12 protein-coding genes are annotated in these 12,949 nt (G+C 67.5%); 7 read left to right on the forward strand and 5 right to left on the reverse strand.

Annotation, left to right across the window (positions count from 1 at the left end):
- Positions 1-49: 49 nt before the first annotated feature.
- A complete protein-coding gene (locus VGP60_RS05890; protein WP_327546833.1) occupies positions 50-907 on the forward strand; it encodes a hypothetical protein in 858 nt (285 codons plus the stop codon).
- Positions 908-986: 79 nt separating this feature from the next.
- Positions 987-1,772: a hypothetical protein gene (locus tag VGP60_RS05895; protein ID WP_327546834.1), complete on the forward strand. Its 786-nt coding sequence runs from the start codon at positions 987-989 to the stop codon at positions 1,770-1,772.
- Between the two features lie 378 nt (positions 1,773-2,150).
- On the opposite strand, the gene VGP60_RS05900 is transcribed toward VGP60_RS05895, so the two are convergent.
- Together VGP60_RS05900 and VGP60_RS05905 are read right to left on the reverse strand one after the other, a co-directional pair.
- Positions 2,151-2,684 (reverse strand): DUF6912 family protein, encoded by a 534-nt coding sequence (locus tag VGP60_RS05900; protein WP_327546835.1) that lies wholly within the window; start codon positions 2,682-2,684, stop codon positions 2,151-2,153.
- Entirely contained in the window at positions 2,681-4,090 is a 1,410-nt protein-coding gene (locus VGP60_RS05905; RefSeq protein ID WP_327546836.1) for a wax ester/triacylglycerol synthase family O-acyltransferase, read from the reverse strand. The genes VGP60_RS05900 and VGP60_RS05905 overlap by 4 nt, the downstream gene beginning before the upstream one ends.
- A 35-nt stretch (positions 4,091-4,125) precedes the next feature.
- Here VGP60_RS05905 and VGP60_RS05910 point away from each other — a divergent pair, with 35 nt between their 5' ends.
- The 5 genes from VGP60_RS05910 to VGP60_RS05930 all read left to right on the forward strand — a co-directional run bounded on the left by VGP60_RS05910 (position 4,126) and on the right by VGP60_RS05930 (position 7,750).
- Positions 4,126-4,890, forward strand: coding sequence for an RNA methyltransferase (locus tag VGP60_RS05910; RefSeq protein ID WP_327546837.1), 765 nt, complete (start codon positions 4,126-4,128; stop codon positions 4,888-4,890).
- 122 nt (positions 4,891-5,012) lie between these two features.
- Entirely contained in the window at positions 5,013-5,768 is a 756-nt protein-coding gene (locus VGP60_RS05915; RefSeq protein ID WP_327546838.1) for a thioesterase II family protein, read from the forward strand.
- A gap of 36 nt (positions 5,769-5,804) precedes the next feature.
- Positions 5,805-6,506, forward strand: coding sequence for a YqeB family protein (locus tag VGP60_RS05920; protein WP_327546839.1), 702 nt, complete (start codon positions 5,805-5,807; stop codon positions 6,504-6,506).
- The gene (locus VGP60_RS05925; protein WP_327546840.1) at positions 6,507-7,148 is read left to right on the forward strand and encodes a TetR/AcrR family transcriptional regulator; all 642 of its coding nucleotides are present in this window, start codon (positions 6,507-6,509) and stop codon (positions 7,146-7,148) included. It abuts the gene before it with no gap.
- 155 nt (positions 7,149-7,303) lie between these two features.
- On the forward strand, positions 7,304-7,750 hold the full coding sequence (locus VGP60_RS05930; protein WP_327546841.1) for an Rv3235 family protein: 447 nt from the start codon (positions 7,304-7,306) through the stop codon (positions 7,748-7,750).
- 95 nt (positions 7,751-7,845) lie between these two features.
- Here the strand turns inward: VGP60_RS05930 and secA are convergent, their stop codons facing one another.
- The 3 genes from secA to VGP60_RS05945 all read right to left on the reverse strand — a co-directional run bounded on the left by secA (position 7,846) and on the right by VGP60_RS05945 (position 12,620).
- Positions 7,846-10,662 (reverse strand): preprotein translocase subunit SecA, encoded by a 2,817-nt coding sequence (gene secA / locus VGP60_RS05935; RefSeq protein ID WP_327546842.1) that lies wholly within the window; start codon positions 10,660-10,662, stop codon positions 7,846-7,848.
- Positions 10,663-10,848: 186 nt separating this feature from the next.
- A complete protein-coding gene (hpf, locus tag VGP60_RS05940; RefSeq protein ID WP_327546843.1) occupies positions 10,849-11,532 on the reverse strand; it encodes a ribosome hibernation-promoting factor, HPF/YfiA family in 684 nt (227 codons plus the stop codon).
- Between the two features lie 542 nt (positions 11,533-12,074).
- The gene (locus VGP60_RS05945; RefSeq protein WP_327546844.1) at positions 12,075-12,620 is read right to left on the reverse strand and encodes a ComF family protein; all 546 of its coding nucleotides are present in this window, start codon (positions 12,618-12,620) and stop codon (positions 12,075-12,077) included.
- Positions 12,621-12,949 lie beyond the last annotated feature (329 nt).

Raw genomic sequence — 12,949 nt, forward strand, 5'->3', positions numbered from 1 at the left:
CTCATCAGCGATGAGCACGAGTGACTACAAAAGATTAAAGGGGAAGCACATGCGTAGGACAGCACTCGCTGCCGGGGGCCTCGCGCTGATCTTGGCGCTGAGCGCCTGTAGCGGCAGCACCGGCGGCACGGCCCTCCCGGCAGGGGCGGCCGGTGCGGACACCAAGTCGGGTTCGTCGTCACTTTTCAGTGACCCGCTTCAGCTCGTCGCGGCCGCCAAGGCCGGCACCGAGAAGAGCAAGTCGTCGAAGTTCTCGATGGAGATGAACGTCGCCGGGATGGCCGTGAAGGCCAGCGGACAGGGCCGCTACGACGCCGCGAACCCCGCGATGTCGATGAGCATGGACCTGCTCGGCCAGCAGATGGAAATGCGGCTGATCGGCCAGACCATCTACATGAAGATGCCGGAGTCGCTGCGCGCGTCGACCGGTTCGACCAAGCCGTGGACGAAGGTCTCGCTCGACGACTCGACCCCCGCGGGCAAGGCGCTCAGCGAGAACTACAGCCAACTCGCGGAGCAGAACGACCCGAGCAAGATGCTGGAGCAGATCCAAAAGGCCGGCACCATGAAGAAGTCCGAGGCGACCACCCTCAACGGTGAGCCGGCCAACCACTACACGTTCGACATCGACCTCGCGAAGCTCGCGGACCAGATGCCCGCCGGCCTGCCCGCCGATGCCAAGACCGAGCTCGCCGGCAAGAACGTCCACTTCCCGATGGACCTCTGGGTCAACTCCGACCAGCTGCCGATGCAGGTCGTCATGGACATGAGCGCGCTGGGCACGGCCCTCGGCGGCGCCGAGGCCAGCCAGCTGGGCGACATGAAGATGACCATGAAGTACACCGACTGGGGTCTCCCCGTCGACATCGCCGCCCCGCCCGCCGACCAGGTCGGCGAGCCGAAGTAACTTTTCCACCGAAAAGGTGCCCCCGGCAGTTGTCCCGGGGGCACCTTTTCGCATTTCCGGGCCGTGCGAAGCTGACGCCGTGCGCCGCCGACTAGCTCTTCTCGTTGTTGCCCTGTTCGTGCTCACCGCCTGCAGCGACGACGGGACGACGGTTTATCCCGATGTCCAGCAGCTGACCCAAGCTGTCGACAAGGCTGTCGCCGGGGCGAAGACCGCCGGGTTCACCACGGAGATCGCGGTGGGGACCGTGCAGACCAAAGGACAGGGGCAGCTCCGGCTGGACGCTTCCACCGCTTTGGTGACCACCATGGATTTCTACGGTGATCCGCTGGAGATCCGGTTGGTGGACGGGCAGCTTTACGTGAAGGTGCCGGAATCCGCGCAGGAGGGCGACAAGCCCTGGGTTCGGATTCCGCGGGACGGAACCGATCCGTTTTCCCAAGCCGCGGGCGGAAGTATCGATCAACTCGCCCAGCAGAACGATCCCGCGCGGACACTGGAGCAGATCAAAACCGCCGGGACGATCGTGAGTTCCGGGGCTGTCACGCTGAATGACGCGCCCACCACGCATTACGTCGTGAACATCGATCTGGTGAAGCTGCACGAGAATCTTCCCGCCGGGTTGTCACCGGCAGCGCTCACGCAGACGGACGGCAAAGCCACCGGCTTTCCGCTGGAACTCTGGCTGAACGCCGAACAACTCCCCGTCCAGGTGACTTTCGACCTGACGCCGATCCTCATCGCCGCGGGCGCCCCGCCGAACTCCGCCGCGAAGATCACCACTGCCTACAAGGACTGGAAAGCCCCCACTGTGGTCGAGCCCCCGCCCGCAGACCAGGTCGGCGACCTGCCTCCGCCTCCGTAGACCTGCGTTGGGTATTACCCCAAAGCGGCGTTGAGTGCCCCCAACGCCGCTTTGGGGTAATCCTGGAGGGCTTGGGGGGCATGGCACAAAGCTGCGTGGTTGGCCTCAGGCTTGTACGGCTCAAAGCTGCGTGGTGCGTACAGAGGCACGGCTAGAAGCCTGTGTTTATTGGCAGGCGCGCCATCAGGTTTGCGTGACCAGGGCGTGGCATGGGTGGGCACGGCAAGACTGGCCAGGGGGCGCCCTGCTCCCGCAAACCTGGCCTTCGGCGAGCGCGCGCGGTGAAGACTCCCGCCCGTTGGGCGGACGTGAGTCGTGGTGACTGGGTTTACGGACTGAGGGCCCGCGTGGCTGGGTCTAAAAACCCGCGTGGCTGGGTTAGGAGTCTGTGGGGGGCTCTGGGTCGTCGTTGGTGGGCATCAGGTCTAGGAGGAAGGGGAGTTCTTGGACGGCGTACCAGGCTAGTTCGTGGTCTTCGGCCTCGCCGACGGTGAACTCGGCGTCCATGTCGCCCATGTCGGCGGCGTCGATGACCTTGGTGGCGCCTTCGACGGCCTCTTCGGCTTCGGCGGTGTCGACGTGGATCGCCTGGATGTCACCGATGACCACGGGGCCGCCGAGGCGGACGACGGCGGCGTCCAGGTCGGGGCGGTGGGTGGCGTCTTCGACCTCGGCGACGACGACGGCGCGCCGGGGGGTGGCGGTGGTGTCGTCGTCCGCGGCGATCAGGCGGATGGACGCGCGGGCGGCTTCCATCAGGACCGCGTATTCGAGTTCTTCGTCGGAGCCGCTGGCGTAGGACTCGCGCAGGGCGGGGGTCAGGGCGAAGCCCGTGCCACCCACCGGGCGGAACTCGTCTTTGGCGAGCAGGTCCCGAAGCATTCCGATCGTCGCCGGCAGATAAACCCTCACCAGTGCTGCGCTCCCTTGAGTTCTTCCAAAGATTCTTCGATCATCCCGGCCAGGACGTCCACATCGGACACGGCTTTGCGGTCGCCGTTGAGTCCGAAGTAGACACCGCCGTCGTACGACGTGACCCCGATGGCCAGTGCCTGGTTGCGCACCAGCGGCATCACCGGGAACATCTCGACCATCCTCGCCTGTCCCGCGTACAACGGCATCTGCGGCCCCGGCGAATTCGTGATCATGAGATTGAAGATCCGCCCGGAAAACGACCCCGCCGCCCGCGCGCCGAGCGAATGCAAGGTGGCCGGGGCGAATCCGCCGACGGTCAGCAGTGCCCGCGCCGCGACAGAGCGCCCGGACTCCAAGTGCGCCGCCATCGCGTGCCCGATGTGCTGCAGCCGCAGGATCGGATTCGCTTCCCCCACCGGAAGATCCACCAGATACGCGTCGACCTGGTTGCCGATCAGCCCCGGTTTCGAGTACGCGGCCGTCTCGGCGTCACTGACCGCCATCGGCACCAGCGCGCGCACGGTCGTCGTGGCGCTCAGCACCGAACCACGCAGCAGCAGCCATTCCCGCAGCGCCCCGGTGATTGCCGCGAGCACCACGTCGTTGACGGTCCCGCCGTGCAGCCCGCGGATCTTGCGGTAATCCTCGAGCCGGGTCCGCACCACCGCGAACATGCGGCCGCCGGACACCCGCACGTTGAGCGGGCTCGACGGCGCCGGGCGCACCACTGTCCGCAGCGCCGAAGCGACGCTCCCGATGACCCCGGTCACCTTCTCCATGGTCGCCGCCGCGTCGTTGGCGGCCGACCGCACGTTCTCGACCACCTCCCCCGGCCGCTGCACGGTCTCGCTGACCGCGTCGAGCATCAACTGGGTGATACTCGGCTGCCGACGCGGGGTCCAGGTGTCTTCCCACGGCTCGGGTTCCTGCGGGACGGCGTCGAGGATCAGCTGGCTGAGTTCGATCGTGCCTACACCGTCCACAACGGACTGGTGCGTCTTCGTCACCAGCGCCACCCGGTCCCCGGCCAGCCCTTCGACGAAGTACGCCTCCCACAGCGGCCGCCCGGGATCCAGCCGCCGGGACATCAGCCTCGCGACGAGGTCGAACAGCTGCGCGTCGCTGCCCGGTTCGGGCAGGGCGGACCGGCGGACGTGGTAGTTGAGGTCGAAGTCGACGTCGTCCACCCAGACCGGCCGCGCGAGATGCCCCGGCACTTCCAGTACTCGCTGCCGGTAGCGGGGCAGATACGCCAGGCGATGGCCGACCAGCACGAGCAGCTGCTCGTAGTCGAAGCCGGAGCGCGGGCGCTCGAAGATCGCGACGGCGCCGACGTGCATGGGTGTCGCGTGGTCTTCCACGTAGAGGAACGACGCGTCCAGCGCGGAAAGGCGGTCGGGCATGGGGTGATCCTGACATAGATGGAAGACTGGCCGTCGTGGGTGATGAGTCGGCTATCTCGCCGAAGGACAGGTTCCTGACGGTCTACGGCCGAAAGCCGGTGCTGGAAGCACTGGACGATCCGACGCTCGAAGTCGACAAGGTGATCCTCGCCGACACCGCGCGCGGACCGGCGGCAACAGAGATCGTGCAGGCCGCCAAAGCCGCCGGGGTCGTGCTGCAACGCGCGAGCGCGCATCGGGTCAAGGTGCTGGCCGGCAACGGCAAGCAGGACCAGGGCGTGCTGGCCGACGTCGTGGCACCCCACATGCTGCCCCTGAGCGCGGCGCTGTCGGCCTCGCGGCCCCCTGCACGAGTATTGCTGCTCGACGGCATCACCACCCCCGCCAACGTCGGCATGATCCTGCGGACGGCCACCGCGGCCGGGCTCGAAGGCATCATCGTGCCGCGGCGCGGGGTGGCCGCGCTGGACCCGATGGTCGTCAAGGCCTCGGCCGGGGTCGCGTTCCGGGCGCCGGTGCTGCGCTGCGGCAGCGCGCGCGAAGCCGCCGAGATGCTGTCCGAAGCGGGCTACGGGATCTACGCGCTCGGCGCGTCGGGCAAGACGTCGATCTTCGACGCCGAGCTGCCGCAGCGTGCGGCTTTCGTGCTCGGCGGGGAAACCGAAGGGGTCGGCCAGGAGGTCGGCGAACTGGTCACCGAATGGCTGTCGATCCCGATGGCCGCCGACGTCGAATCGCTCAACGTCTCGGCCGCCGCGGCCGTTCTCTCCTTCGAACTCGTGCGCCGCGCGCGTCTCTGAAGTACCGCCGGCCGTGGATTGACGCACAAAGCGCCCGGATGGGTTGCCGAGCACGGCTACCCCCCGCCAGGCTTCTGGGGCAGGCACTGAGTATCCGCGAGCTCGAAGGGACGTCGACAACGATGACAGCACAGCCCGGTGCCACCAGCGCCTGGATCCGCCGGTTCCATCCCGCACCGGACGCGGCCACCCGGCTGGTGTGCCTTCCGCACGCCGGCGGTGCGGCTTCGTACTACTTCCCCGTGTCGCGCGCGCTCGCGCCGGATATCGACGTGCTGGCCATCCAGTACCCCGGCAGGCAGGACCGCCGGAACGAACCGTGCCTGGACGACGTCCGTGAGCTGGCCGACGCGCTCGCCACGGAGCTCAAGCCGTGGACCGGCAAGCCCGTCACCGTGTTCGGGCACAGCCTCGGCGCGACGCTGGGCTTCGAGCTCGCCTCCAGGCTGCAGAGCGACGGCGTCGAACTGCTCGGCCTGTTCGCGTCCGGCAGGCGGGCGCCGTCGAGGCACCGCGAGAACGAGAGCGTCCACCTGAGCAGCGACGCGAGCCTGATCTCGACGCTCAAGAAGATGAGCGGCACCGAGTCGCAGTTCCTCGACGACGACGAGGTGCTGCAGATGATCCTGCCCGCGATCCGCGGCGACTACAAAGCCGCCGAGACCTACCGCTACCGGCAGGGGCCGCCGCTCGAATGCCCGATCACCGTCCTGACCGGGGACGCCGACACCGAGGTCACCATGGACGAGGCGCGTGCGTGGTCCGAACACACGACCGGCGCGTTCGACCTGCGGGTCTTCATCGGCGGGCACTTCTATCTCAACGACCACGCCCCGGCCGTCATCGCCCGGATCGCGAAGCAGGTCGCCGACCGCTGACTTGATAAACCGAGCACGCGGTCTATTATTGGCCGCATGACTGGGGAGCTCTCGAACAAGCAGACCGAAACCGTCGTGCGGCCGCCTGGCTGGTTCCGGAAGGGCACGTGGCTCGTGTGCCCGGTGCTGGGCGCCGCGCTGGGCTGGCTGCTCAAGGAGTTGGCGGGCTGGGTGGCTTCGCTGCCGTGGGCGCCGATGCAGGGTCCGTTCAAGCTGGTCGACTCCGTCCCGGAGCCGCAGGCCACGCTCGGCGCCCTCGCCGTCGGCGTGCTCGCGGGGCTGGTGTTCGCCTTCTTCGTGCAGCAGGACAATCTCACCGTCACGATCACGGCGAACGATGTCCGGTTCAACCGCGGAGACACTGCCAAGAGCGTCCGGCGCGACTCGGTCGACGCGGCTTTCCTGGACCGGAAACAGCTCGTGCTGCTCGGGCAAGACGGCGAGGAACTGGCCAGGGAAGCCACCGATCTCGACGCCGGGCAGTTCGACGGCGCCTTCGCCGCGCACGGACTCCGCTGGCTGCCGGAAGACCCATACGCCGCGGATTATCGGCTTTGGGTGGAGGACATCCCCGGCCTGCCCGCGGGCGCCAATGCCTTGTTCAAGGCCCGGGATCGCGTGCTGCACAAGGGATCCGGCGACGACGCCGCCGCGCTTCGCGAGGAGCTCGTCAGCCTCGGGCTCGTCGTCCGGGACGAGAAGAAGCGCCAATACTGGCGCCTGGCCGGGAAGAACTGAATGCGCACGGTCGATCCGGTCAAGTACGAAGCGAAACGACGGCATATCACCGAAGCCGCGGCCGGCTGCTTCGCGATCAAGGGCTTCGAGAAGACGACCACCGCGGACATCTGCGCCGCCGCCGGCGTCAGCTCGGGCAGCCTGTTCCACTACTTTCCCAACAAGGGCGCCGTTTTCCGGGCCATCTTCGAACTGGACGGCCAGGACAACGCCGCGTACCTGGCCACCGCGTCGGCGGCGGAAGACGTCTGGGAAGGGTTGCTGGGCCTCGTCGACGAGCTCCTGAATCCACTTGAGACACCGGGCGCCGCCGGGCTGGTGACCGAGCTCGTCGCGCAGGCGGGCCGGGACGAGGAGCTGTTCGAACTGGTCGCCCGTAACGACTTCGAGCTGCGCGCGGGCATCGCCGGGCTGCTCGACAAGGCCGCCCGGCAGGAGCGGATCGACGGCTCGATCGACTCGGGCACCGCCGCCACCTGGGTCGTCGGGCTCGTCGACGCGATGTACTCCCGCGCCACCATCGACCCGGACTTCGACCCGGCCTCGCAGCGGGTCACGCTGAGGCTGATCCTGTCGCGCTTTTTGGGACACGGCCCGGGCGCTAGCGCACTGGCGCCGACGATGCGGGCGAAATCCACCTGATTCACCGGCTTGGGCGGTTGTTGTCCGGATTTCGCGCCGGGCCCGCTCTACCCAGTACGAGCGGTCAACCCGACCGTGCCGTCAGCGGGGAGCCGGGGATGCGAGTCCACTGCCTACGTCCACTCACGCCGTACGAACCTTCCGAACGACCCAGCGTGCGCAAAGTACGCGCGCTCGTCCGGCACGCCCGGGGTGACGGGCAGCTGGCGCTGCCGCTCCAACTGGGCCCGGTGGCGCCCCGAGTGGCCGACCCACCGGCGAGTGCCCCGATGGACCGCCAGTTCCTCGGCCGCATGATGACGACGATCCTGGAGGCCTGTCAGGGCCGTCGCCCGGCCACGCAGGTGCGCCCGCTGCTCGTACCCGAGCTCTACGACCGCCTGCTGGCCACCGAGCCGCCCGGCAGGCAGCCCTACGTCGTCCGTTCGGTCCACACCTGCAGACCCGCCGACAACGTCGTCGAAACCTGCGCCATCGTCCACTGCGGCCCGCGAGCCCTCGCTGTCGCCGCGCGCTTCGAAACCTCGCCGACCGGCTGGCGCTGCACCCAGTTCGACCTCCTCAAGCCACGCCCCACCCGCTCACGCCGCCTAACCGCCTGAGCACAACCTGCGCACACTCAAGTGCAGCCTGTGCACACGAAAGCGGCGTTGGGAAGGTTCCCAACGCCGCTTTCGGAGTACTTCAGGATCGGCCGTTAGCGGCGCGGCCCCTTCTTGCCCTTCTTGCCCTGGGCACGCTGGGCCGCACGACGCTCACGCCGGGTGCCCGACTCGTCGTCACCGGCCGCCTCGGCCCGCGACTGGGCCTCGCCGTCCTCGTTCGGCCCGGAGAACGTCATGTTCGCCTGCGAACCGCCGCCGAGCCCCTTGCCGCGCAGCGCGGACGGGACTGCCTTGGTGTCGGTGGTCGGCGCCTGCGGCGGCGTCGGCCGCGAGTGCCTGCCCTCGGGGGCCCGGCCGTTACCGTTGCCCGAAACCCCGGCCGGCACCGCGGTGGCGCTTTCCGGCGCGGCTTCCGGCTCCGCCTGCTCGACCTGAAGGTTGAACAGGAAGCCGACGGCCTCCTCCTTCAGCGAGTCCAGCATCGCGCGGAACATGTCGAAGCCCTCGCGCTGGTACTCGATCAGCGGGTCGCGCTGGGCCAGGGCCCGCATGCCGATGCCCTCCTTGAGATAGTCCATCTCGTAGAGGTGCTCACGCCACTTGCGGTCGAGGACCGAGAGCATGACGCGGCGCTCGAGCTCCCGCATCGCGTCCGGGCCGACCTTCTCGTTGATGTCGGCCTCACGCGCGTCGTAAGCCGCCCGCGCGTCGTCGAGCAGCGCCTTGCGGAGCTTCTCGGCGTCGAGGTCGTCGTCTTCGACGAGGTCTTCCCACTTGACCTTCACCGGGTACAGCGTCTTCAACGCCGTCCACAGCTTGACGTGGTCCCAGTCCTCGGCGTAGCCGTCGGCCGTCGCGCCGGTGACGTACGCGTCGACGACGTCGGTGAGCATGTGCTCGATCTGGTCACGCAGGTTCTCACCCTCGAGCACGCGCAGGCGCTCGGAGTAGATCACCTTGCGCTGCTCGTTCATGACCTCGTCGTACTTGAGGACGTTCTTGCGGATCTCGCCGTTCTGCTGCTCGACCTGCGTCTGCGCGCTCTTGATGGCCTTGGAGACCATCTTGTGCTCGATCGGCATGTCGTCCGGCAGGCGCATCGTGGTCATCACGCGCTCGACCATGGTGGCGTTGAAGCGGCGCATGAGGTCGTCACCCAGCGACAGGTAGAACCGGGACTCGCCCGGGTCGCCCTGACGGCCGGAACGACCGCGCAGCTGGTTGTCGATCCGGCGCGACTCGTGCCGTTCGGTGCCGAGGACGTACAGCCCGCCGGCCGCCTTGACCTCTTCGGCCTCGGTCTTCGACTCGGTCTTGACGTCTTCGATCACCTTCGGCCACTCGGCCTCGTACTGCTCGGAGTTCTCGACCGGGTCCAGGCCGCGCTCGCGCAGCACCTCGTCGGCGATGATGTCCGGGTTCCCGCCGAGCACGACGTCGGTGCCTCGACCGGCCATGTTCGTCGCGACGGTGACCGCGCCCTTACGACCGGCGCGCGCGACGATCAGCGCTTCCCTGTCGTGGTACTTCGCGTTGAGGACCTCGTGCGGGACACCGAGCTTCAGCAGCAGCTTCGACAGGTGCTCGGACTTCTCGACCGACACGGTGCCGACCAGCACAGGCTGGCCCTTCTCGTGCCGCTCGGCGATGTCCTCGGCCACGGCCTCGTACTTCGCCTGCTCGGTCTTGTAGATCAGGTCGGGCTGGTCGCCACGGATCATCGGCCGGTTGGTCGGGATCGGCACCACACCCAGCTTGTAGGTCTGGTGGAACTCCGCGGCCTCGGTCTCGGCCGTACCGGTCATGCCGCCGAGCTTGTCGTAGAGGCGGAAGAAGTTCTGCAGCGTGATCGTGGCGAGAGTCTGGTTCTCCGCCTTGATCTCGACGCCTTCCTTCGCCTCGATCGCCTGGTGCATGCCTTCGTTGTAGCGACGACCGTGCAGGATGCGCCCGGTGAACTCGTCGACGATCAGGACCTCGCCGTCACGGACGATGTAGTCCTTGTCGCGCTTGTAGAGCTCCTTGACCTTCAGCGCGTTGTTCAGGTAGCCGACCAGCGGCGTGTTCGCGGCCTCGTAGAGGTTGTCGATACCGAGCTGGTCCTCGACGAACGCGACACCCTTCTCGCTGACACCGACGGTGCGCTTGCGCTCGTCGACCTCGTAGTGGATGTCGGCCTTCATCATCGGCGTGAGCCGGGCGAACTCGGTGTACCAGCGCGACGACTGGTCCGCCGGGCCCGAGATGATGAGCGGCGTCCGCGCTTCGTCGATCAGGATCGAGTCGACCTCGTCGACGATGGCGAAGTTGTGGCCGCGCTGGACGCAGTCGTCCAGGCTCCACGCCATGTTGTCGCGCAGGTAGTCGAAGCCGAACTCGTTGTTCGTACCGTAGGTGATGTCCGCGGCGTACTGCTGGCGGCGCACCTCCGGGGTCTGCTCGGCCAGGATCACGCCGACCTCGAGCCCGAGGAAGCGGTGGATACGGCCCATCCACTCGGAGTCACGTTTCGCGAGGTAGTCGTTCGTCGTGACGACGTGGACGCCCTTTTGGGAGATCGCGTTGAGATAGGCGGCCAGCACGCAGGTCAGGGTCTTGCCCTCACCCGTCTTCATCTCGGCGACCTGGCCGAGATGCAGCGCGGCGCCACCCATGAGCTGGACGTCGAAGTGCCGCTGGCCCAGGACGCGGAGCGCACCTTCACGGGCGACGGCGAACGCCTCGGGCAGCAGGTCGTCGAGCGACTCGCCGTCGGCGTACCGCTTGCGGAACTCCTCGGTCTTGGCCCGCAGCTCGGCGTCCGGCAGGTCCTTGACGTCGTCTTCGAGGGTGTTGATGTGATCGGCGATGTTGCGCAGCCGCTTAACCATCTTGCCCTCGCCTACGCGGAGCAGGCGGTTCAGAACCATCCGGTCGACCTCACTAGCTGATTGTGATCCGCACCCGGGCCGGCCCCGGGCAGTCTTTCCGCGCGACCGATCCGGTCGCGTCCTACCCCCATCGTAGGGAATGTCTCGAGCTCTGTGCATTACCGGACGTGCGAACGGCCCGCACGCTCTCGCGCACGGGCCGTCCAGCGGACGTTCGGGGCTCGTCTAGCCGAGCCTGATCACGCCGTAGTCGAAGCCTCTCCTTCGATAGACGACGCTGGGCCTGCCGGCTTCCGAGTCGTTGAACAGGAAGAAATCGTGACCGACCAGTTCCATCTCGTAGAGAGCCTGATCGACCGTGATGGGATCGGCGGAATGTTGCTTCTCGCGGACGACACGGCCGGGTTCGTAGTCCGCCGCACCGTCATCCCAGCGCTGCTGCTGAGGAATCTCGTCCAGACCTGCGGCACTGACACCGTTGCGCTGCTCGACGGGCGCTTCCATGACCGCCGTGCCGCTGAGAACCGTGCCGCCGTCCGCCGGGGCGGAACCGCCACCGGCCATCGAGGTCGCCGCGGAGACCGATTCCGGGCTCCGACGCCCGTAATGTACGCGCCTGCGGTCGTGTTGTTTCCGCATGCGGTTCTCGATCTTGTTCACCGCGGAGTCGAGTGCGGCGTAGAAATCGCCTGCACATGCTTCCGCCCTCACGGCCGGGCCCTTGCCCTTGCCGGTGATCTCTACCCGCTGACAGTTCTTGGACTGCCTGCGGTTGGGCTCGTGGAAGAGCTCCACGTCGTAACGTATGACTTTCTTGTCGTACCGCTCAAGCCTGGCCAGTTTTTCGCTGACGAGCGCCCGATAGTGCTCAGGCACCTCTACGTTGCGGCCCTTAACGACGATGTCCATACACGAACCTCCCTCGCTGAATGAGACTGCGAGCTCTTTGTTCACTAGGGCGCCGGTTGAAATCGGGGACGTTGCCCGAACTCGGGCGGTGAGAGAGAACCTGAAATTCTTTTCACGACGTCTCGTGAAGAAAGCCAGGCGCGAACTCAGCGCACCTCCGGCGCTAGGGACATGGGCTGCTCACCTCCCCTAGCCGGGTTTGGCTGATAGCGGAGCACGTTAGCTTCCTCACGCCAAGAGCAACAGCCCCCGAGACGGGGGATGTCATCCAGTGAGAACTCGTCACTGCGTGCAGCGAAAGACCGGTCGGGCCGTTGAAAAACCCGTCCGTTCGGCGCATCGGATGAGCAGAGTTTTCACGCGGACGGCGCAACGAATATGTGCTGCCGATTCCGAGGGTGATCACCGCACCGGAACCAGCCGCCACCGGAGTGACGCCGGCGGGCGTCGGTGTGCTTTCGATGAACACCTTCATGTCCCGACAACGGTCGCCCATCCGTGGACGTTCCCGAAATCCATCACTCGTCCGTGTGAGTAGACGATCATCCCGCAACCGTGAGTGCCAATACCGCCGTGACCACGACACCCCTGGCGGACAACTCCCTCACACAAGCCGCGGCCGTAGCGCCGGTAGTCACGACGTCATCCAGGAGAACGACGTTCGCGCCCGGCGGCGGCGCACCCTCCGCACAGAAGCGCACCCGCCCCGCCAGGTTGACCTCCCGCTCGGCCCGCCCCAGCCCCGCCGAGTCCCGGACGCCACCCGCCAGCCGCAACGCGGGCGCCACCCCCGCCTGCCTGCCAGCCTCGGCCAGCCGCCCCGCCACACCCCTCGCCAGCCGCAGCGTGTGGGACCCGCCGCGGGCCCGCGCCGCCCGCCGCCGAGACGGCACCGGCACCACCCACCACACGCCGTCAGCCCCAGGCCCGACCCCCGGCAGCTCACAGAGCGCCTCCGCCAGCACCCTCTCCAGCCCGGCCGCCAGGTCCCGCCGCCCGCGCTCCTTGTACGCGAGCACCACCCGCCGCGCGACCCCGCGATACGGCGCCAACGCGAACACCGGCACCCCGACCCCGCCGCGACTCACCCTCGCAAGTGACCCCCACACCTCCCCACATCCCTCGCAACAAGCCACCCCCGGCTCGCCGCACCCCGCACACCGAGACGGCACCACCAATCCCAAAAACACTCCCCCAGCATCCACCCCACCCCCGACACTTTTCCCAATCCGACCCCAACCGGGAACCACCCCCGCACAGCCGGTCAGGTGGGTCTGCACGTACTCGCGTCATGTCCCCAAAGCGGCGTTGGGGGCACTCAACGCCCCCAAGGTGAACTACTAATTGTTTACTTACTCGTGACCTGGCGATCTACGCCGTACCCGCAGTCCTCTGGGCGCGCTAGGCGAGTGTGGGG

Source organism: Amycolatopsis sp. (assembly GCF_036008905.1).
GTDB lineage: Bacteria > Actinomycetota > Actinomycetes > Mycobacteriales > Pseudonocardiaceae > Amycolatopsis.